20 protein-coding genes and 2 other annotated features are annotated in these 20256 nt (G+C 36.5%); of the genes, 14 read left to right on the top strand and 6 right to left on the bottom strand.

The annotated features are described in order from the left end of the window. Positions 1 to 48: 48 nt before the first annotated feature. Both ACFQZ1_RS04150 and ACFQZ1_RS04145 read left to right on the top strand, forming a co-directional pair. Positions 49 to 1803 (top strand): peptidoglycan D,D-transpeptidase FtsI family protein, encoded by a 1755-nt coding sequence (locus ACFQZ1_RS04150; RefSeq protein WP_377880832.1) that lies wholly within the window; start codon positions 49 to 51, stop codon positions 1801 to 1803. Between the two features lie 100 nt (positions 1804 to 1903). Then, positions 1904 to 2536 carry a YrrS family protein gene (locus ACFQZ1_RS04145; protein ID WP_377880831.1) on the top strand — a complete coding sequence of 211 codons (633 nt, stop codon included), beginning with the start codon at positions 1904 to 1906 and terminating at the stop codon, positions 2534 to 2536. 33 nt (positions 2537 to 2569) lie between these two features. On the opposite strand, the gene ACFQZ1_RS04140 is transcribed toward ACFQZ1_RS04145, so the two are convergent. Next, positions 2570 to 2785, bottom strand: a complete 216-nt coding sequence (locus ACFQZ1_RS04140) for a YrzA family protein (protein WP_377880830.1) — start codon at positions 2783 to 2785, stop codon at positions 2570 to 2572. A 136-nt stretch (positions 2786 to 2921) separates the two neighbouring features. Between ACFQZ1_RS04140 and ACFQZ1_RS04135 the strand changes: the two genes are divergently transcribed. The 7 genes from ACFQZ1_RS04135 to ACFQZ1_RS04105 all read left to right on the top strand — a co-directional run bounded on the left by ACFQZ1_RS04135 (position 2922) and on the right by ACFQZ1_RS04105 (position 10429). Next, on the top strand, positions 2922 to 3560 hold the full coding sequence (locus ACFQZ1_RS04135; RefSeq protein ID WP_377880829.1) for a class I SAM-dependent DNA methyltransferase: 639 nt from the start codon (positions 2922 to 2924) through the stop codon (positions 3558 to 3560). Between the two features lie 14 nt (positions 3561 to 3574). Next, on the top strand, positions 3575 to 4270 hold the full coding sequence (gene mtnN / locus ACFQZ1_RS04130; RefSeq protein ID WP_377880828.1) for a 5'-methylthioadenosine/S-adenosylhomocysteine nucleosidase: 696 nt from the start codon (positions 3575 to 3577) through the stop codon (positions 4268 to 4270). 85 nt (positions 4271 to 4355) lie between these two features. Next, positions 4356 to 5279 (top strand): O-acetylserine dependent cystathionine beta-synthase, encoded by a 924-nt coding sequence (locus ACFQZ1_RS04125; protein ID WP_377880827.1) that lies wholly within the window; start codon positions 4356 to 4358, stop codon positions 5277 to 5279. Between the two features lie 2 nt (positions 5280 to 5281). After that, the gene (locus ACFQZ1_RS04120) at positions 5282 to 6415 is read left to right on the top strand and encodes a bifunctional cystathionine gamma-lyase/homocysteine desulfhydrase (RefSeq protein ID WP_377880826.1); all 1134 of its coding nucleotides are present in this window, start codon (positions 5282 to 5284) and stop codon (positions 6413 to 6415) included. A 263-nt stretch (positions 6416 to 6678) separates the two neighbouring features. Next, complete coding sequence (gene adhE / locus ACFQZ1_RS04115) at positions 6679 to 9282, top strand: bifunctional acetaldehyde-CoA/alcohol dehydrogenase (RefSeq protein ID WP_377880825.1); 2604 nt, start codon at positions 6679 to 6681, stop codon at positions 9280 to 9282. Between the two features lie 126 nt (positions 9283 to 9408). Beyond that, complete coding sequence (locus ACFQZ1_RS04110; protein ID WP_377880824.1) at positions 9409 to 9645, top strand: YrhC family protein; 237 nt, start codon at positions 9409 to 9411, stop codon at positions 9643 to 9645. A 268-nt stretch (positions 9646 to 9913) separates the two neighbouring features. Further along, positions 9914 to 10429 carry a GNAT family N-acetyltransferase gene (locus ACFQZ1_RS04105; protein WP_377880823.1) on the top strand — a complete coding sequence of 172 codons (516 nt, stop codon included), beginning with the start codon at positions 9914 to 9916 and terminating at the stop codon, positions 10427 to 10429. Between the two features lie 60 nt (positions 10430 to 10489). Here the strand turns inward: ACFQZ1_RS04105 and ACFQZ1_RS04100 are convergent, their stop codons facing one another. After that, entirely contained in the window at positions 10490 to 11035 is a 546-nt protein-coding gene (locus ACFQZ1_RS04100) for a helix-turn-helix domain-containing protein (protein WP_377880822.1), read from the bottom strand. A gap of 157 nt (positions 11036 to 11192) precedes the next feature. On the opposite strand from ACFQZ1_RS04100, the gene ACFQZ1_RS04095 reads away from it, so the two are divergent. Continuing rightward, entirely contained in the window at positions 11193 to 11597 is a 405-nt protein-coding gene (locus tag ACFQZ1_RS04095; RefSeq protein WP_377880821.1) for a DoxX family protein, read from the top strand. A gap of 199 nt (positions 11598 to 11796) precedes the next feature. On the opposite strand, the gene ACFQZ1_RS04090 is transcribed toward ACFQZ1_RS04095, so the two are convergent. The 3 genes from ACFQZ1_RS04090 to ACFQZ1_RS04080 form a co-directional block, all read right to left on the bottom strand. Further along, positions 11797 to 11943, bottom strand: coding sequence for a tRNA U-34 5-methylaminomethyl-2-thiouridine biosynthesis protein (locus ACFQZ1_RS04090; protein ID WP_377880820.1), 147 nt, complete (start codon positions 11941 to 11943; stop codon positions 11797 to 11799). A gap of 71 nt (positions 11944 to 12014) precedes the next feature. After that, on the bottom strand, positions 12015 to 12326 hold the full coding sequence (locus tag ACFQZ1_RS04085) for a 4a-hydroxytetrahydrobiopterin dehydratase (RefSeq protein WP_377881044.1): 312 nt from the start codon (positions 12324 to 12326) through the stop codon (positions 12015 to 12017). Then, the gene (locus ACFQZ1_RS04080; RefSeq protein ID WP_377880819.1) at positions 12307 to 14061 is read right to left on the bottom strand and encodes an aromatic amino acid hydroxylase; all 1755 of its coding nucleotides are present in this window, start codon (positions 14059 to 14061) and stop codon (positions 12307 to 12309) included. Before ACFQZ1_RS04080 ends, ACFQZ1_RS04085 begins: the two co-directional genes overlap by 20 nt. Before the next feature lie 160 nt (positions 14062 to 14221). Next, positions 14222 to 14448, bottom strand: a binding site (T-box leader). Positions 14449 to 14498: 50 nt separating this feature from the next. Further along, positions 14499 to 14723, bottom strand: a binding site (T-box leader). Positions 14724 to 14921: 198 nt separating this feature from the next. Between ACFQZ1_RS04080 and ACFQZ1_RS04075 the strand changes: the two genes are divergently transcribed. From ACFQZ1_RS04075 to ACFQZ1_RS04065, 3 genes are all read left to right on the top strand, one after another. Continuing rightward, the gene (locus ACFQZ1_RS04075; protein WP_377880818.1) at positions 14922 to 16994 is read left to right on the top strand and encodes a peptidoglycan D,D-transpeptidase FtsI family protein; all 2073 of its coding nucleotides are present in this window, start codon (positions 14922 to 14924) and stop codon (positions 16992 to 16994) included. Between the two features lie 102 nt (positions 16995 to 17096). Continuing rightward, the gene (locus ACFQZ1_RS04070) at positions 17097 to 17408 is read left to right on the top strand and encodes a hypothetical protein (RefSeq protein ID WP_377880816.1); all 312 of its coding nucleotides are present in this window, start codon (positions 17097 to 17099) and stop codon (positions 17406 to 17408) included. Positions 17409 to 17417: 9 nt separating this feature from the next. Further along, entirely contained in the window at positions 17418 to 18653 is a 1236-nt protein-coding gene (locus ACFQZ1_RS04065) for a TolB family protein (protein WP_377880815.1), read from the top strand. A gap of 50 nt (positions 18654 to 18703) precedes the next feature. Here ACFQZ1_RS04065 and ACFQZ1_RS04060 read toward each other — a convergent pair whose 3' ends face one another. Continuing rightward, positions 18704 to 19198 carry a GNAT family N-acetyltransferase gene (locus ACFQZ1_RS04060; protein WP_377880814.1) on the bottom strand — a complete coding sequence of 165 codons (495 nt, stop codon included), beginning with the start codon at positions 19196 to 19198 and terminating at the stop codon, positions 18704 to 18706. A gap of 222 nt (positions 19199 to 19420) precedes the next feature. Here ACFQZ1_RS04060 and ACFQZ1_RS04055 point away from each other — a divergent pair, with 222 nt between their 5' ends. Beyond that, entirely contained in the window at positions 19421 to 19996 is a 576-nt protein-coding gene (locus tag ACFQZ1_RS04055; RefSeq protein WP_377880813.1) for a histidine phosphatase family protein, read from the top strand. The last annotated feature ends 260 nt before the right edge of the window (positions 19997 to 20256 follow it).

Genomic DNA, 20256 nt, shown 5'->3' with positions numbered 1-20256 from the left:
ATAAAAAGAATTACACCTCGTCAACAATGAAATACGAGGTGTTTTTTTATGAAAATGCAGCAGCGAATTATCATAATTTTAGCAGTTTTTATGGGTATGATGTTTATTTTACTTGGTCGTTTAATACAAATTCAGCTTGTGGGAACGGAGTCGTTTACAGATAAACATATTAATTTAATTGAAAAAAGCGTTGCTCAACGTACACAGGCAGTTATCGTAGATGATGGACGCGGCCGTTTTACTGATCGAAATGGAGAAGAGCTAGTTAATGATAATCAGATAGTTTTAATTTTATTTCCATTTCTACAAAGGACAAACTGGCCGGTGCAAAGGATTGCACATATTATTGGAGTGCGAGAGAAGGAATTAGAGAAGCAAATACGAATAGCAAACAAACCTGTGGTATTTCAACAAGGTGAAATACCATTGGAATTAACGAAAGAACAAATGAAGCAAATTAATCATTTAAAGATTCCAGGTATTATAGCAACTCATGCAAGAGTGAAGCAGAATGACATGATAGCAGAGCATTTCATTGGAATCACTGGAGAGAATGAGGAACAGTTTGTAAAGCGGTACGGAGAAAAAGAAAAGAAGAAAACACCAATTGGTATTTCAGGGTTACAACGTACGTTTGACGAGTATTTATTATCAGATGGAGAAGCAAAGATATTGTATCATGTTGATGGAAGAGGAGAACCGATTTTTGGAAAAAACGTTAAATATACATATCCTGCTAACCCTTTTTATCCACTTATTATAGAAACAACATTGGATAAAAGTTTACAAACGAAAGCAGAATCGCTTATTAATCAGTACAAACTTGTGAAGGGTGGTCTTATATTACTTGATATTCAAACAAATGAAATTTTAGCAATGGTGAGTAAGCCGTCTTTAGATACAAACAACAAGGAAGCGTATAAGCAAGGTGCAAGTAATCAAATGCTTATGCCGCATTTTCCAGGGTCTGTTTTTAAGACTGTCATTGCAGCAGCTGCTATTGAGGAAGGAATACTTACAGCAAGACGAAGATTTGACTGTAATATGGATCTTTATGGAGAAGGGAAAGCAGATAGGTTGATGGGGACACTATCATTCACAGAAAGCTTTTCACGCAGCTGTAATCGTACATTTGCAGTGCTTGGGAATGAACTCTTACAAAAAGATAGAATGATGATTGAGAAGTATGTAGAGGCGTTAGGAGCAGCAAACAGTGTTGGTTGGAAAGGTGCTGTTTTTCATACACCTTCATTTCATCAGCTCGTAGAAGAAAAAGAGGGAACGGTTTGGCGTGATGAAAGAGATAAAACGGTTCGAAAAGCTATTGCACAAACTGCAATTGGCCAAAAAGATGTTCGGTTATCACCGCTAGCTGTTGCCAATATGATGGCAACAATTGCCAGAGGAGGTGAAAAGAAAGAAGTTAAAGCAGTTAGAGAAATTGCATATAAAAATGGAACAAAGTTATTTCATTTTGAAGATCATCTGTTACGAGGAAAAACACTTCGAAGAAATACGATAAAGAAAGTACAACAATTGTTAAGAGGTGTTGTAACGGCACCGAATGGTACGGGCTCGGCATATCAATCATTACCATTTACAATAGCAGGAAAATCGGGAACTGCACAAACAGGGAAAGAAAATCGTGAAAATCGTTGGTTTGCTGGTTATTTTCCGTATGAAAATCCTCGCTATGCTTTAGTTGTCGTTGATTTAGAAACGAATAGACAAGACAATATCGTAACACACATTTTTGCCGATTATGTGGAATCTATTGCTAAGTGGGAAAACAAGAGAAACTGATAAGAAATATTTTCATTTCGTGAAAAAGTAGTCCTAATCCTTCAACCTTTGTGCATTTGATGTTACAATAACAAGTATGAAAAATGTCATGGAGGTTTGAATGATGGCAGGAACTAGATTTCAACAAAAACAACAAAGGCGTCGTCAAAATGGTGTTTTGAATATTGCAATTGGTATCGTACTATTAGCGGTAGTAATTGTAGCATATCAACTATTCTTTACTTCTGATAAGACAGAGCAAGTTGCGTCCAGTGATAAAAAGGTAGCGCAGCAAACTGATGCTGCGAAAAAGAAAGAAAAAGAAGAAGCAGCTAAGAAGAAAGAAGAAGCAAAAGCAGCAGATCAAAAGAAAAAAGACGAAGAAGCGAAAAAGAAAGCGGAAGAAGAGGCGAAAGCAAAAGAAAATGAAAAAGTATCCGCAGAGAAAACAATTGCAACAGCGACAGAAGCATATACAAAATCAGCTTGGAAGCCAGTTGGTACAGAGCAAGGTCAATCACCAGCAATGACATTCCAACAAGGAAGTGCTGACTGGAATGAGATGAAAAAAGCGATTGCGTATGCAATTGATATCCCAGAAGATCAGTTGGTGTATAACCGTATTGGAAATAACGGGAAACAGAAAGCATATGGTAAAGTAACAGATAAACAAACAGGTAAAAAATATCATGTAAATATTGATTGGGTAGAAAATGAGGGTTGGAAACCAACGCTTGTTCAAGTCCTGAACTAAAAAAGAGAGAGGTGATAAAGCCTCTCTCTTTTTTTAACGCAATTTTTTCAACTTAAAATGGACAACAGCACTATAATATGGTCGTTTGCTTTCGGGATCCATCACCATTTGATGTGAAACCTGATGTACTTCCATCATAAGTGCCTTATTATTATCAATTTGTTCATTGATCTTCTTTTCTAGTGATGCTAAGCTAGCTGCTTCAAAAAACTCAACTTTATCTTCCATCATTTCAAATGTAAACGACAAGGCGCACACCTCTTTTCACATGTTCATAGTTTAGTGTATCAAAGACAACTAAGAAATACCATGTGCATTTTTGTTGACTTTTTAGCGTATAAGGCATATTATACTGATAAATCCGATAAGAAAAAGGGGGATTTTTATGGGTACAGAATTTAATGAACTATTTGATGAATGGGCTCATACGTATGATTCTTTCGTACAGGGCGAGGATGTACAATATAAAGAAGTTTTCGCTCATTATGAGGAAATTTTAGAGGATGTAGTAAATAAATCTTTTGGTAATATTTTAGAATTCGGTGTTGGTACTGGCAACTTAACAAATAGATTATTAGCTGCTGGTTACACTGTTTATGGTATAGAGCCGTCAAAAGAAATGCGTATAATTGCTAGAGAGAAACTTCCGCAAGGTGCATCTATTACAGATGGTGATTTTCTGAACTTTGTTATTCCTTCACATGTTGATACGATTGTCAGTACGTATGCTTTTCACCACTTAACAGATCAAGAAAAAAATGTAGCAATTGCGAAGTATAGTCAATTACTAAATAAAGGTGGTAAAATAGTGTTTGCTGACACGATATTTGTAGATCAAGAAGCACATGATAAAACTGTTGAAGCTGCAGAGAAGCGAGGGTTTCACCAGTTAGCAAATGATTTACAAACGGAATATTATACACGTATTCCAGTCATGCAATCTATTTTTGAAAACAATGGCTTTCAAGTCACATTCACCCGTATGAATCATTACGTTTGGGTAATGGAGGCAACGAAGCAATAGAAAGAGGGATTAGATTGAGAATTGCTGTAATCGGAGCAATGGAAGAAGAAGTACGTATTTTACGTGACAAGTTAGAAGAAGCAGAAACGGAAACAGTTGCAGGTTGTGAATTTACGAAGGGTACACTAGCAGGTCATGAAGTGATCTTGCTGAAGTCTGGTATCGGTAAAGTAAACGCAGCAATGTCAACAACGATTTTATTAGAGCGTTATAAGCCGGAAAAAATCATTAATACAGGTTCAGCTGGTGGATTCCATCATTCTTTAAATGTAGGGGATGTTGTGATTTCAACAGAAGTTCGTCATCATGACGTTGATGTAACGGCATTTGATTATGAATACGGTCAAGTACCAGGAATGCCAGCGGGATTTCCAGCAGATGAAGAACTTGTTGCATTAGCTGAAAAATGTATGCAAACAACAGATGGCATTCAAGTTGTAAAAGGTATGATTGCAACGGGAGATTCTTTTATGAGCGATCCAAACCGCGTTGCGTTTGTTCGTGAGAAATTTACTGATCTATATGCAGTAGAAATGGAAGCAGCAGCAGTTGCTCAAGTATGTTATCAATATAAAGTGCCATTTGTAATCATTCGAGCACTTTCTGATATCGCTGGTAAGGAATCAGATATTTCGTTCGACCAATTTTTAGATCAAGCAGCTCTTCATTCTACAAACTTTATTGTAAAAGTATTAGAAGAGTTAAAGTAATGTAGCAAAAAGGCAACTGTTTCATATATAGGATATACATACAGTTGCCTTTTTCTTTTGAGGTGTTAGGTAAGGAGGAAATACGATGAAAGTGTATCGCAATGTTCATGACCTAATCGGACATACACCACTTGTTGAAATCACGCGTTTTTTACTTCCAGAAGGTGTTCGGCTTTTTGCGAAGCTTGAGTTCTATAACCCAGGAGGAAGTGTGAAAGATCGGTTAGGACGAGAATTAATTGAGGATGCTCTTGCTAGAGGGCTTGTTGCACCAGGTGGAACAATTATTGAACCAACAGCTGGTAATACAGGAATTGGATTAGCACTTGCAGCACTTGAGCATGATTTACATGTGATCGTTTGCGTCCCAGAGAAGTTTAGTATTGAAAAACAAGAACTTATGAAAGCTCTTGGTGCAACGATTGTTCATACACCAACTTCAAAAGGTATGACAGGTGCTATTGCAAAAGCTGAAGAGCTTCTTAAAGAAATTCCAAATTCATATTCTCCAAGTCAATTTGCTAATGAAGCAAATCCACGTGCATATTATAAAACATTAGGTCCCGAACTGTGGGAAGCACTAGACGGAAACATTAACATATTTGTCGCTGGTGCTGGTACCGGTGGAACATTTATGGGAACAGCGTCATATTTAAAAGAACAAAGTCAACAGATTAAAACAGTAATTGTTGAACCAGAAGGCTCAATTTTAAATGGGGGCGAAGCCGGCTCTCATGAGACAGAAGGAATTGGACTTGAATTTATACCGCCATTTCTGGATCCATCATATTTTGATGCCGTTCATACGATTTCAGATCGTGATGCATTCTCTCGTGTGAAACAATTGGCACAAAAAGAAGGACTTCTTGTTGGTAGTTCTTCGGGTGCAGCACTTCATGCAAGCTTATTAGAGGCAGAGAAAGCAAGGCCAGGCACAAATATTGTAACAATTTTTCCAGATAGTAGTGAACGCTATTTGAGTAAGAATATATACAAAGGGTGGGAATAAAAATGAGAAAAAAAACGAAATTAATTCATGGTATTCATATCGGAGAACCTTCAACTGGAGCTGTGACAGTACCGATTTATCAAACGAGTACGTACAAACAAGAAGGTGTAGGAAATCATAAAGGGTACGAATATTCACGTACGGGAAATCCAACTCGTGCAGCTCTTGAAGAAACAATTGCTGTTCTTGAAAATGGTCATGCAGGATTCGCATTTGGATCAGGTATGGCAGCAATTACAGCAGTGATGATGCTTTTCTCTAAAGGAGATCATGTTGTTTTAACAGATGATGTATACGGTGGAACATACCGTGTAATGTCAAAAGTATTAAATCGTTTTGGAATTGAACATACATTTGTTGACACAACAAACTTAGAAGTAGTAAGAGAAGCAATTCTTCCAAATACAAAAGCAATTTATGTGGAAACGCCGACGAATCCACTTTTAAAAATTACAGATATTAAACAAATTGCAGCGCTCGCTAAAGAACAAGGCTTATTAACAATTGTTGATAATACATTTATGACACCATATTGGCAAACACCAATCTCTCTTGGTGCAGATATTGTACTTCATAGTGCAACCAAATATTTAGGTGGTCATAGTGATGTTGTTGCTGGAGTAGTAGCTGTAAATAGTGCGGAGTTAGCAGAAGAGCTTCATTTCGTACAAAACTCAACAGGTGGTATTTTAGGACCGCAAGATAGCTTTTTATTACTACGTGGTTTAAAAACGTTAGGAGTACGTATGGAAGAGCATGAAGCAAATGCTCGTGCAATTGCTGAGTTTTTACAAAATCATCCGAAAGTAAACAAAGTGTACTATCCAGGACTTAGCATTCACCATAATCATGAATTAGCAGCAGAGCAAGCAAATGGCTTTGGTGCAATTATTTCGTTTGATGTAGATAGTAAAGAAACATTAAACGCTGTTCTTGAGAAAGTACAATACTTTACACTTGCTGAAAGTCTAGGTGCAGTAGAAAGCCTAATTTCAATTCCTTCTCAAATGACACATGCTTCTATTCCAGTAGAGCGCCGTGTAGAACTAGGAATTACAGATACATTAATTCGTATTTCAGTTGGAATTGAAGACGGAGAAGATTTAATTGAAGATTTAGCACGAGCATTATCATAATCGAACAAGCACTACTGAATGAAGTAGTGCTTGTTTCTTATGCTTCTAATTTGTGAAACTTTTCACAAATTAGACACACACAAATAAAAATATCTCGTGTATAGTAAGAACATGAAACAAGATACTTTACACATATTTATGTGAAATGTTTCACAAACAATGAGATTCATGTAGAAAAGGTAGTTCTATTTTTTTAGCTAATAGGGACAGTTTGAGACCCTGATGGACATATTATGTCCAAGAGCAGAATAGGAGGAAATTACATGGCAGTCAAAGAGAAAGTTGTAAATGAAATGCAAGAAGTAACAGAGATGATTGAGGCGTTAGTAAAGAATGGTCAAAAAGCTTTACAAGCATTGGAAGGATTTACACAGGAACAAATTGACAACATTGTACATGAAATGGCACTTGCGGGTGTGGATCAACATATGCCATTAGCAAAAATGGCTGTTGAAGAAACGGGTCGCGGTGTGTATGAAGACAAATGTATCAAAAATATTTTCGCAACTGAATACATTTGGCATAGTATAAAAAACGATAAAACAGTGGGGATTATTCGTGAGGATCCACATGAGGAAGTTATAGAAATTGCAGAGCCGGTTGGGGTGGTTGCTGGGGTAACGCCAGTAACAAACCCAACTTCAACAACGATGTTTAAAGCAATCATTGCGATGAAAACGAGAAACCCAATTATTTTTGCATTCCATCCTTCAGCGCAGCAATGTTCTATCGCAGCTGCTAAAACAGTGCGTGATGCTGCAGTAAAAGCAGGAGCACCAGAGAATTGCATTCAATGGATTGAAAGACCTTCTGTTGAAGCGACAAAGCAACTTATGAATCATGAAGGAGTAGCACTTGTTCTAGCAACAGGAGGCGCAGGAATGGTGAAATCAGCGTATTCAACTGGTAAACCAGCTTTAGGGGTAGGACCAGGTAACGTTCCTTGTTATATAGAAAAATCAGCACATGTGAAGCGAGCTGTAAATGATGTAATCTTATCGAAAACATTTGATAACGGTATGATTTGTGCTTCTGAACAAGCAATTATTGTAGATAAAGAAATCTATAATGATGTGAAACAAGAAATGACAGCGAACAATTGTTACTTTGTAACAGCAGAAGAACGAAAAAAATTAGAGAAACTTGTTATTAATGAAAATACATGTGCAGTAAATAGCGATATCGTAGGGAAATCCGCTCATTATATTGCAGCTTTAGTTGGAATTACAGTACCTGAAGACACAAAGATGCTTGTAGCTGAAATTAAAGGAGTCGGTGCAGATTATCCGTTATCGCGTGAAAAATTAAGTCCGGTATTAGCTTGTATAAAAGCAAATTCATTAGAAGAAGGATTACAGCATTGTGAAAATATGTTAGAGCTTGGCGGGTTAGGGCATTCTGCAGTCATTCACTCTACAAATACAGAAGTACAAAAACAGTTTGGTTTACGTATGAAAGCATGTCGTCTTATTGTAAATGCTCCGTCAGCACACGGCGGAATTGGTGATGTATATAATGCTTTCATTCCATCACTTACACTTGGATGCGGATCATACGGAAAGAACTCTGTTTCTCAAAACGTAACGGCAACACATTTACTGAATATAAAAAGACTTGCAAACAGAAAAAAGAATATGCAGTGGTTCAAGCTGCCACCAAAAATTTATTTTGAAAAACATGCAACGCAATATTTAGCGAAAATGCCGAATATTTCACGAGCGTTTATTGTGACAGATCCTGGAATGGTGAAGCTGGGATATGTTGATACAGTAACGTATTATTTACGTCAACATATGAATGATGTAAAGGTGGAAGTATTCTTTGAAGTAGAACCAGATCCGTCAGATGAAACTGTATTTAAAGGTGCAGAAATGATGAGAAGTTTCAAGCCGGACGTGATTATTGCTCTTGGCGGCGGATCAGCGATGGATGCAGCAAAAGGAATGTGGCTATTTTATGAGCATCCAGAAACAGAATTCTTTGGTATCAAACAAAAGTTTTTAGATATTAGAAAACGTACATGTAAATATCCAAAACTAGGAACTAAAGCACAGTTTGTTGCAATTCCTACAACATCTGGAACAGGATCAGAAGTAACGCCATTTGCAGTTATTACAGATAAAAAGAACAATATTAAATATCCGCTTGCTGATTATGAGTTAACACCAGATGTTGCGATCGTTGACCCGCAGTTCGTTATGACAGTACCACCGCATGTGACTGCTGACACAGGAATGGACGTATTAACACATGCGATTGAAGCGTACGTATCTATTATGGCAAACGATTATACAGATGGATTAGCTTTAAAAGCAATTGATCTTGTCTTTAAATATTTACCACGTGCATATAAGGATGGAAATGACGAAGAGGCCCGTGAAAAAATGCATAATGCTTCAGCAATTGCTGGGATGGCATTTGCCAATGCGTTTCTTGGTATTAACCATAGCTTAGCACATAAAATTGGACCGGAGTTTCATATTCCGCACGGACGTGCTAATGCAATCTTAATGCCGCATGTTATTCGCTATAATGCAATTAAACCGAGAAAACATGCGCTATTCCCTAAATATGAGCACTTTGTTGCAGATGAGCGTTATGCACATATCGCAAGAATGCTTGGTCTGCCAGCACGTACAGTAGAAGAAGGCGTGGAATCATTAGTACAAGCCATTATCGCTCTTGGAAAAGAATTAAATATTAATATGAGCGTTGCTGGCCAAGGTGTTGAAAAAGAAGTATTTGAAGCGGTTGTTGATGTACTTTCTGAACGAGCATTTGAAGATCAATGTACAACAGCAAATCCGAAATTACCGCTTATTTCAGAATTAAAAGAAGTTTATATGCAAGCATATAAAGGTGTGTAATGAAAGAAAGAGCCGCGTGTATTGCGGCTCTTTTTCTTACGGAAAACTTCTCCCTCATTGGTTATATTTACTTGCCTACGAAACGATGAAAATATGATAAAGTGAAGAAAGAGGAGTGATAAAAGAATGAAAGAATTGCAGCAAAAAATTGCAGATTATATTCGCTTCGGCCAAGTCATGCTAGCACTAAGTGCATTTTTAATGCTCGGTTTATTACTCCCAAATGGACAAAAAGAAACGGTGCAAATGTTTGCCATGATGGGGGTTATCGTTGCCTTTTTAGGCGGTTCGTTTTATTTTTTCCGCCGTGCAAAAGAGCTGGGTGACAAGCTAGAGGAGAACGAAAATGAGCAGGTGTTATAGATAGAAACGCTACTTAAAGAGTACGTACCTTTAAGTGGCGTTTTTTTGATAAAAATAAAACTTTTAAGTAATGGAACAATAAAGTGAACCCTCCATTAGTAGGAGGGGCATCCTTCACTGATGGTTAATGTTTGGTGCATCAAAAAAATTCCACAATCTCTTATTTGAATTCATTTACGCTAGTAAGAAAGAAAACAATAGTTGTTTACAAATTTGTAAACAACTATTGTTTTCTTTTGTTTATAATTTACATAAGGGGGGGGAGGCTATGTTTCACACAGAACGTTTACAGTTTCGGAAATATACGATTGATGATCTAGATTTTTATGCTTCTTTATGGGGAAATGAGAAAGTGATTCGATACATTGGTAGAGGTAATCCAAAAACGTATGAACAATGTAAAAAAAGCCTTGAAAGTTGGATTTTTCCAGGATATGAACGTGGACTTGGTTTATTTATGATGTTACATAGAGAGACTGGTGAACCAATTGGTCATGCAGGAATTGTTCGGCAGCGTGTTGATGGAAAAGAAGAGGTGGAAATCGGATATTGGTTGCTTCCGCAATATTGGGGAAACGGATATGCGAAAGAGGCAGCGGCTGCTTTTCGTGATTACGGTTTTCAAGTGCTTAAGCTTGAAAAACTCATTTCTCTTATTAATCCCAATCACCCAGCTTCTATTTTTGTGGCAAGAAAAACAGGTATGGCTTATGAGAAGACGGTGCTATTTCATGATATGGATGTTCTCGTTTATTCAATGAAAAGAACAGGGTTCGTAACTTAAACAACCTGTTCTTTTTTATTTTATAATGAAATCACTGCAAACAAATTTGTTCACAATGCTTCAATACACATGTTTTCGATTTTCAGTATAGCTTGAAATAAGAAGAAGTGCAGCTTCATCCCCAATATTACGAACGATATGCGGTACGCAAGCACTCCAAGAAAACGAATCTCCTTCTTCTACAATTGCAATATCTTCTCCGTGTTGTACTTCTAATTTTCCGCGCAAGACAAGATGACATTCTTCTCCTTCATGAGCATTTGGCGTGTTTTCTTTCGGAAAGCCAATAGGAATTTCTACTAATGATAAACGCAGTCCGCCTTGTTCAGCTACATGTTCAATTTTTTGCTGGTCTTTTCCGTAAATACTATATTTTCGTTCTTCTTTTTTAACAACTTTCATTCGATTTTTTTGCTCTAACAATAAATAAGGAAGAGGAACATTTAAAAAATGAGCGATTGTTTCTAGAGTAGATATAGATGGAGAGGTTTTATTGTTCTCCACTTGGCTCATAAATCCTTTAGAAAGCCCTGTTCCTTCACAAATTTGCGCAATTGTAATGCCTCTGCGTTGTCGAATTTCACGTATTGTCGAACCGATATTCATAATGCTCGATCTCCTTTTTCTAAACAGATATTTGTATCATAGCAAATCTTTTTTATTTTTTCTCAATAAAAATCAATTGACGAATAAAAAAATTTATTGTATGTTTTGTAATGTGAAAAAAAGTTTTATATAACAAAACAATAAAGGAGAAATAACAATGAATCAATATATTGGTAATTTAATTATTCGAATTGTATTAGGAGTTACGTTTTTTGCTCATGGTTTAGCGAAGTTTCAAGCAGGAATCGATAACATTGCAGGCTGGTTTACAAGTATTGGTTTACCAGGGGGTCTTGCATATGGCGTTGCGACAGTAGAATTAGTTGGTGGTATTTGTTTAATTATCGGTTTAGGCGTAAGATATGTCGGACTATTATTTGCACTTATTTTAGTTGGAGCAATTGTAAAAGTAAAATGGTCAGCTGGTTTATTAGGAGATGGAAAAAATCCTGGATATGAAATAGATCTTGCATTATTAGCAATGGGCGCTTACTTATTTGTTGTGAAAGCAGAAGGATTTGTAGATCGTTTCTTAAAAGCGACAGTATTGAAAAAAGACTAGTACTAATTCACAACAATTGATTTGAAATAGTTCATGATTGAACTAACAGGTAAGTATAAGGCATATTGGAACATCTGTTATGTAGGAAAATGAAGTGTATCATATTCATTCTCGTGTGAGATAGAAAAAGGAAGCCTAAATAGTGGCTTCTTTTTTGTCTTTTTCTAATGTAATAAGCAATAAGCAGAAGTACGAGATGTTATCCCTTATTCTTTCCGATTTGATACCCAGAAATTGCACCTAGTATGAAAAGAAATAAACTACCCGAATTGTAATTGTTTGTGAAGAAACTAATGATTAGCCAAGCGACAAATGCACCGAGAAAAAGTTGAATGAGTTTTTTCAATTATGTTCCTCCTACATGTCTAGTTACATGAAATGAACCAGCAGAAAAGTTTCTGGCTGGTTCATTTGATATTATCTTATAATTGTTTTTTCATTTTGTAAAAACATCTCATCAAACTGTTTTGCCATTTCAAAATCAAGTTTTGTCAAACCTTTTGCATTCCATGATGACAACGTGATAATAACTGCTTTATACTGGATAAGGATAAATGGATGGTGATTGTGTTCTTCTGATAGTTTGGCCGCTTCAGAAACAAATTCGACACCTTTTAAGTAGTCGGAGAACATGTATTTGCGTTCAATCCATTTTTCGTCTTTTACTGTCCATTTATCCAACTTCATTAACTCTTCTTGAACCTCTTCATTAGTTAGTCGTTGCATTATTTGTCACATCCTTTATTGGGAGTAAGGCAAGCCCGTTATTGATTAAACGCTGAACTTCTTCATTATTTTTAAAGGAAGAAAGCTGTTGTAACAATGCTGCACGTTCTGGAATCTTCACTTTATGTTCTAGTAATAACTCTAAAATCTCAAGGCGCAGTAGCCATTCTTTTTCATAAAACTTATCTAATACGTGATGGATTGCTGCAAGCTGTTCTATATGCTGTTCGTGTAATGAACCTTCGCTGCGTATATCACGAACCGTTTCGTACATTTTTTCAAGTTCTGTTTGTGCGCGCGGTGCAGGTATTACTTCATCTTCTTCTGCTATTGGGAAGAAAGCTGTTGGATCTGCTGCACCAGGGAAAACAGAAGGAATTGCTGAACCAACTGCCATATCAAATGTACCCCAGGCCGCATCAAATAATAAGCGATCTTTTAAAGTGACTGTACAATTTGTAAATGAAATGACAGCGACTTTTTCCTCATTTTTAATAATGTCGGTTACTGTCCCTGTCACATGTACACCGCTTGTAAAGGTAAGCTCAGTTTTGTTACCAACAGAGATTCCTAATGTGTTTAATTCTTCGTCTGTACAAGACTCTAATGCGATATTATTTTGTAACAATCCAATTGGTGTACCAAACCCATCTTGGTGCACATCTGTAGAATGATTTGGCAATTGTGTATGATTGATAGCTAATGCAGTTGGACTACCCGTTTTTATATAAATAGCCTCGCCACTTTCATCTTTTACTACTTCAACTAGTGTTCCTGTAATTTGTAATCCGCTGTTTAAAGTAACTGTCGCTGTATTTTCAGAACGCAGTGCTTTATCCAAACCTTTTGTACCACCTGATTTGAATGCCATTGTTTCTGAGAATTTTTTAAGTGCTTCAATCAATTCTTCGAAAGAACCACATACAAAAAGCTGCGGTTGCATTTTTGTTACATCGTAGCTCGTTTGAATACATGATTCAATGGAGAATGGAACTTTTTTAACGGCGTCAGTTAAACAATGTTTGCTTTCACCTACAGATGAAAGAAGTCCAGCACCGTAAATTTTCGGATTCTGTATATCACCAATCAATCCGTATTCTACTGTCCACCAGAAAAGACGGGAAATTTGTTCTGCTTCTGATAGGCCAGAAACATGTTTTTGTTTTTCTTCCACTTCTTTCTCTGCCGCAATAATTTCTTCTGGAGTAGATGTGCGGCTCTCTTTTACAATCGTTAATTGGCGAACCGCTTCAAATAATTCGTGCTCTTCCTTTGTAGAGAAAGCTTTTGCTCCAATCTGTCCGAACAATTTTACATATTTTGCATATGTAGGATCGAGTAGAATTGGTGCATGTCCAGCTGCTTCATGAACAATGTCAGGAGCTGGTGTATATTCAATATTTTCTACTTTGCGAATATCTGTCGCAATTGGCAGGAGACCATGTCCTTGGAAATCAAAGAATGCTACGCCAGGAATTAAACCGTCAATTGTAACAGCTCCCCAGCCGCTCGGTGCTAAACAATTGTTCATTTCTTCTACTTTTGGAATGGCATCTATATTAATACCGGAAGACTGCAATCCGTTTACATATGCTGGATGTGCAACGTCTTTTAAAAAGTTATGATTTTGTCTCATAATGTAGCGCCATACAGCGTGATCAATAGGTGTGTATTGGTCGTAATGCTGCTTTGATACAAATGGTTTTAAATGTGATGGAATTTCTGCTGTTTTTGTCATATAGATATCCTCCTTTTATGTAAAAAAGTGCTATGGTTTGTTTTTTTATGCGCATCACTCCTTTCAAAAAAATGTAAGCGCTTCTAAAATTTTATCATAAAATTACGAATTATTTAATATTTGTTTAGCTGCAAATAGAAAAATCCCTATCGGAAAATCCGATAGGGACGATAAAAATCGCGGTATCACCCTACTTGTAAACAAAAAAACTGTTTACCACTCTCTTAAGATAACGGAAAGTTCCGTCTTTCCCTTCATGAAAAGTTCACTACGAGAAAGAAGCTCCAGAATTGTAATTCATGTTTATATATGTACTGATTCGCACCAATCATCAGCTCTCTGAAACAGGGATATAAGCCACTACTATTATTCTATCAACGCGTATATATAAAATTGATTAAAAGGAGGCCACGCAAAAAAGCCCCTATCGGAAATCCGATAGGGACGATAAGAATCGCGGTACCACCCTACTTGTAAACAAAAAACTGTTTACCACTCTCTTAAGATAACGGAAAGATCCGTCTTTCCCTTTATGAAAGGTTCATTACGAGAAAGAAGCTCTGGAATTGTAATTCGTGTTTATATATGTACTGATTTCCACCAACCATCAGCTCTCTGAGACAGGGATATAACTACTACTATGATTCCTTCATTGCCTGTATGTTTCGTTCAAATAAACTATGTTTTGTATTATAAAACTACTACTTCGAAAATGTCAACAATAATTATAGTGAAAACATGCAAAAGTAAAATTTAAAAATTATTATTTTCTAGAATTGTAAAAAAATGTTGTTTGGGAAACTCTTCTGTTTTATTATATTATATGGATATTATTGTAATAAAAGAAAAGGGTGAGAGGGATGGGGAAGAAGGAAAAGAAAAATTATATGCATTCTAGACTGAATCTTCTGTTTTTAATAGTGTTTATAGCATTTTCAGCACTTATTTTTCGTTTAGGTCTTTTACAGATTATCAAGGGGGAGAGCTATAAGCAAGAAGTAGCGAGGGTAGAAAATATAACGACAAATGTTTCTGTACCACGGGGGAAAATATATGATCGTTATCATCGTGTTATTGTAGAAAATAAGCCGCTGCGAACGATTAGTTATACGAGGACTAAAAGTTCCAGAAAGGAAGATCGTTTAGAAGTTGCAAGGAAATTAGCGAAGTTAATTGAAATGCCAATAGATAAAGTTACAGAGCGTGATAAAAAGGATTTTTGGATAGAGTTGAATCCAAAGCAGGCCGAAAAGAAAATAACAAAAGAAGATTTACAATTACTAAAAGATAAAAAAATTAGTGATAAAGATCTTTATAAGAGACAGTTAGAACGTATTACGGAAGAAGAATTAGCAAAGTTTACTCCAGAAGACATTGAGATTTTGGCGATTAAGCGTCAAATGGAAGGTGGACATGTTTTAACTCCTCAAACAATAAAAAATCAAGGGGTAACCGATCAAGAATATGCAATTGTAAGCGAAAGGTTAGCAGAACTTCCAGGAGTAGATATTACAAGTGATTGGGATCGTAGCTATCCATATGAAAATATGTTTCGAACGGTACTTGGTAGTGTTACAAATAGTAATGAAGGGTTACCGAAAGAGAGATTGGATTATTACCTTGCCCGAGGATATAACCGGACGGATCGAGTAGGAAAAAGCTATATTGAGCAAGTACATGAAGATGTCCTTCAGGGTAAAAAATCGCAAGTGAAAAATGTGACAGATGAAAACGGTGCTATTATGGAGACGATATATCTTTCTAAAGGTGAACGTGGAAAAGATTTATTTTTAACAATTGATATGGAATTGCAAAAGCAAGTAGAGAAAATTATAGAAGAAGAATTACAGGCTGCGAAGCGAAATGGGGAACATCTCATTGACCGAGCGTTTGTCGTTATGATGAATCCGAAGAATGGTGAGATTTTGTCTATGGCAGGAAAACAGTTTGTCGAAAATGAGGAGCAAATACAAGACTTCGCACTTGGAACGATGACGAGCTCTTATCCAATGGGGTCTGTTGTAAAAGGGGCAACGGTGTTTACGGGGTATCAAGAAGGTGTCATTCAGCCGGGTACGTCATTGCTAGATGAGGAGATTTTGCTTTATAGAACACCAGTTAAAAAGTCGTATAAAGTATTTGGAAACATTACGGATTTACAGGCATTACAAGTATCGTCCAATGCGTATATGTTTAAAACAGCAATGAAAATTGCCGGGATTGATTATAAAGCAAATATGAAGTTGAATGTGAAAGAAGAGGCATTTCGCAAGATGAGAAATTCATTTGGTAAGTTTGGGCTTGGTGTTCCAACTGGCATTGATTTACCGAATGAAGCAAGCGGTTTAAAAGGACTTGCTGATAAACCAGGTTTTTTATTAGACCTTGCGATTGGTCAGTATGATACATATACGCCTCTGCAATTAGCGCAGTATGTCTCTACGATTGCGAACGGAGGATATCGATTAAAGCCACAATATGTGAAAGAAATTCGTAAGCCAACAACTAAGGAAGGAGAAATAGGTGCTGTCGTTCAATCCAATGAACCAGTCGTACTAAACAGCATTGATATGAAAGATAGCTCTTATCTCAAGCAAATACAAAAAGGATTTCGTATGGTAGTGGAGGCGCCTCCGGGAACAGGATATTCGAATTTTGGACAAGACAATCTCTATATGCCCGCAGCAAAGACAGGAACAGCCGAAATTTACTATGATGGTCCTAATAAGGAACTACGGAAATCTGGTTCAGATGGAAAGAGTCCAAAATGCAACAACTTAACGTTTGTTGGGTATGCACCGTACGATAATCCAGAAATTGCATTTTCTGTTGTTGTACCATGGGTTGTGAATGATACAGAAAATCCGGTGAATAAAAAGATTGGAAAGCGCATTTTAGAAGCATATTTTGAATCGCAGAAAGTGAAAAAGTAAGAAAGAAGGCATAGAGTGTGCCTTCTTTTTATTTTTTACTTTTTGTATACTCTTTGGTTGAGTAGCGAAATGCTATAAGAAAAAGGTAGGAAGGAAAAGTTTTTGGAAATGGAGCAAGGGGTATTACCATTATTAATACACGGGGCAACAATCTTTTTATTGATTTCTTTTGTTATTGCTGCACTGTTATGGAGGAAAACAAAATGTGGTGTATATGGCTGGTTTTTTAGTCATCTTATATTTCTAAGTTTTGGAATTGCAGCTTGGGTACATATTTTACAAGAGCCGCCTGTTGGAGATGGACTTGAGTCGGAATATAATTCGCTTTATATTGGAATTGCCGGCTTATCGTGGGGAGTTAGCATGCTGTTTTTTATAAAAGGAATGCAGAGAATTGCAAAGCTTGTGAAGTGAGGTGTTCATATGTTTAAAAGTCTGTTACAGTTTTTCATCTATATTTGTGTTTTTTTTAGTGCGGTTTCAAGTAGTTATGCGGAAAGTGAACGAATAAAAGTTGCTTTTATTCGTAATCATGACCTTTGGGTGAAAATAGATGGGAAAGAAAAGCAGATAACAGAAGGAGAGCATGTTGTGAATCCAAAGTGGTCATATGATGGAATGTGGCTTGCTTATGCAAAGGGAAAAGAAGCAAACCGGCTTGAATTATATCGAATTTCAGATGGCAAAAAGGTGATGCCTTTTCTAGTGGATGCAACAAACTACCAATGGTCACCAAAGCAAAACATCATCGCCTTTCAATTTGATGGAGTTTTAAACATATACGATATAAAACACCCGCAAAAAGGTTTTGAGAATGTATCGGTTGGTGTGGGAGATTATGGCTGGTATCCTGATGGAAAGAAATTTCTCGTTTCTTCTATGTCTCATTTACTTCCAACAGGATGGACAGGTGCTGAGTTATTTCAAGTGCCACTTGATGCAAATTTAGACCGAAGCAAGATTAAACATTTTTACACCTTACCAAAAGAATCACCACAATTTTTTGCAATTGTAGCAAGTTTGTTCCAATGGTCACCCGATAGAAAATGGATTTCATTTTTAGCAACCCCAACTGCCTCTTGGTCGATGGATAGTAACACGTTGTGTATAATTGGAGCGGATGGAAGTAAGTTTGAAGCAGTTGATCACATGTTAATTCAACCAAAATGGTTTCAATGGGCACCGTCAAAAAATATTCTTGCATACATAGAAGGAGAAGGACGCTTTACCGTCGAAAATAAACATTTAAAATTAAAAGAACTTCCTGTTTTTCGGCAAGTTACTTTCACTCCAAAAGGTTATGTTGATTGGGATTTCACTTGGAACAGTAATACGTTGATTACAATTTCTAGAGCAAAGGAAACGGAATGGTCCAATGATCCGAAGCAACGTCCGCAGCCTTCACTATATCAAATCAATGTTGCGAATGCACAGCAACGTCAAATTACAACCCCGCCAAAAGGGTATGGAGATTATTATCCGTACTATATAAAACACACAAATCAACTTTTATGGATGCGCTCTAATCGAAAGCAAGCCGATATGTGGATTGCAAATGCAGACGGTTCACAAGCGCGAAAATGGATTCAAAATATAGACGAAGCCGCAAATTATTATGAGAAACGAGATTGGGAGCATGTTGTATCCGTAAAAGAATAAAAATATGCGTGCCCTGATTTAAGAGACGCATATAAAAAATGCATAGTTTGTTATAAGATTTTCGCCATATAATATTCGTTTCTTGGTTGTCCATCAATAATCACACCATGCACTGCTTCACCTTCTATAACAAAACCCATCTTTTTATATAACGAAATGGCTCTTTCATTATGAGACATGACTGTTAATTCTAGACGCAGTAATTGTTGTGTGCGGGCCCATTGTTCAATTTCATGAAGTAATTGTTTACCAATTCCTTGACCCGTATATTGCTGGAGCACGCCAATGACTAAATATGCAGCGTGTTGTTTTCGCTTTACAGCTCCGCCGCGAGCTATTATATAACCAACAAGTTGCTCATCTTTCTCCGCTACTAAAAGTGTTGAATTATGGGGAGAGAGAAGTGCTTGAATCATAGATTTTTGTTTCTCTATTGTAAAGTTTCGCTCATTAGGCTCAAACAACATAAAATTTGTTTCTTGATCAATTGTTTGACATAGCTTTAAAAACGGAGCTGCATCTGCTTCTGTAATTTCACGAATCATCATAATCACCTATTTCTATTTTTGTATAACATATGATATTCGTTATGTAGATGCTGAACTCCTGTAAGGAAAGGGTCATATTACTTTGTTTCCCCCTTAAATTTAAATATATGTGGATCCTCTCTTTTTTATAAAGAGAGGATTTTTTTGTAAAGAAGAGAAGGAGAAACTTCTATGAGTGAAGGGAAGTTATGTTAATACGGAATAGAAAGGAATGTTGATATGAAACTTATTTTTATCAGACATGGAGAAGGAGAGCATACAAAAAACTTGCCGAACAGTTTAGGGATGAATCATCCATATCTCACAAATAAGGGAAGAGAACAGGCATTATTACTGCAAGAAAATTTACCTCTGCATGAGAGCGATGTATTGATTGCAAGTCCAACGGTTCGAACATTGCAGACAGCTGCGTTATGGAGTGAGCATGTTGCTTGTAGGAAAGATGTCCATTCATATATTTCGCCTCGTATTTTTCCATATCGAGAAGGAGCAAGAACGTTGCCTTGTGACAAAATGTTAAGCAAAAAGAACATGCAGCAGTTGTTCCCGCAATTTTCATTAGCAGAAGAACACAATGACGAGTTATGGAGTAGTGGAATCAATACGATTTCAGAGCTTGAGTTTTGCACGGCTGCTCATAGCTTCATTGAATGGTGTAAAATGTTACAAGTTTCACGCATAATAATTGTTTCTCATGATGGAACGATTACAGCATATAGGAAATATGTAATGAAACAAGTATTAACGAGGGAAGACTTTTTAGAGGAGACAGGGATGTATGAAATTCAATTATAGTAAAAAAGAGATTAAATAAATATTGCATGAGTAAAAGGAGAGAACTGTGTTTTATATTTGGGTTATCCCTCTCTAAGGGATAGGTGTTTATAAAAGTCTGGTTGTGTACTAACGATAAGTAGGAGTCTACTCATCTAAAAAGATAAAAATATGCTTTTTTATAAAATTTAACATTGTGAAAATAAATTTTTTACAAATAGTAATGAAAATCATTATCGTTTGTGTTATTATATGTTCAAGTTTTTATTTGCAAATAAAAG

The sequence above is a fragment of the Bacillus sp. CGMCC 1.60114 genome, from assembly GCF_042676365.1.
Classification (GTDB): domain Bacteria; phylum Bacillota; class Bacilli; order Bacillales; family Bacillaceae_G; genus Bacillus_A; species Bacillus_A rhizoplanae_A.
Note: the sequence above shows the minus strand (reverse complement) of the source record. Positions and strands in the feature narration are given on the sequence as shown.

Bases quoted from the DNA above. Each gene is read 5' to 3' on its own strand.
- ACFQZ1_RS04150 (WP_377880832.1), top strand. From the start codon at position 49: ATGAAAATGCAGCAGCGAATTATCATAATTTTAGCAGTTTTTATGGGT.
- ACFQZ1_RS04145 (WP_377880831.1), top strand. From the start codon at position 1,904: ATGATGGCAGGAACTAGATTTCAACAAAAACAACAAAGGCGTCGTCAA.
- ACFQZ1_RS04135 (WP_377880829.1), top strand. From the start codon at position 2,922: ATGGGTACAGAATTTAATGAACTATTTGATGAATGGGCTCATACGTAT.
- ACFQZ1_RS04125 (WP_377880827.1), top strand. From the start codon at position 4,356: ATGAAAGTGTATCGCAATGTTCATGACCTAATCGGACATACACCACTT.
- ACFQZ1_RS04120 (WP_377880826.1), top strand. From the start codon at position 5,282: ATGAGAAAAAAAACGAAATTAATTCATGGTATTCATATCGGAGAACCT.
- adhE (WP_377880825.1), top strand. From the start codon at position 6,679: ATGGCAGTCAAAGAGAAAGTTGTAAATGAAATGCAAGAAGTAACAGAG.
- ACFQZ1_RS04110 (WP_377880824.1), top strand. From the start codon at position 9,409: ATGAAAGAATTGCAGCAAAAAATTGCAGATTATATTCGCTTCGGCCAA.
- ACFQZ1_RS04105 (WP_377880823.1), top strand. From the start codon at position 9,914: ATGTTTCACACAGAACGTTTACAGTTTCGGAAATATACGATTGATGAT.
- ACFQZ1_RS04100 (WP_377880822.1), bottom strand. From the start codon at position 11,035: ATGAATATCGGTTCGACAATACGTGAAATTCGACAACGCAGAGGCATT.
- ACFQZ1_RS04095 (WP_377880821.1), top strand. From the start codon at position 11,193: ATGAATCAATATATTGGTAATTTAATTATTCGAATTGTATTAGGAGTT.
- ACFQZ1_RS04080 (WP_377880819.1), bottom strand. From the start codon at position 14,061: ATGACAAAAACAGCAGAAATTCCATCACATTTAAAACCATTTGTATCA.
- ACFQZ1_RS04075 (WP_377880818.1), top strand. From the start codon at position 14,922: ATGGGGAAGAAGGAAAAGAAAAATTATATGCATTCTAGACTGAATCTT.
- ACFQZ1_RS04065 (WP_377880815.1), top strand. From the start codon at position 17,418: ATGTTTAAAAGTCTGTTACAGTTTTTCATCTATATTTGTGTTTTTTTT.
- ACFQZ1_RS04060 (WP_377880814.1), bottom strand. From the start codon at position 19,198: ATGATTCGTGAAATTACAGAAGCAGATGCAGCTCCGTTTTTAAAGCTA.
- ACFQZ1_RS04055 (WP_377880813.1), top strand. From the start codon at position 19,421: ATGAAACTTATTTTTATCAGACATGGAGAAGGAGAGCATACAAAAAAC.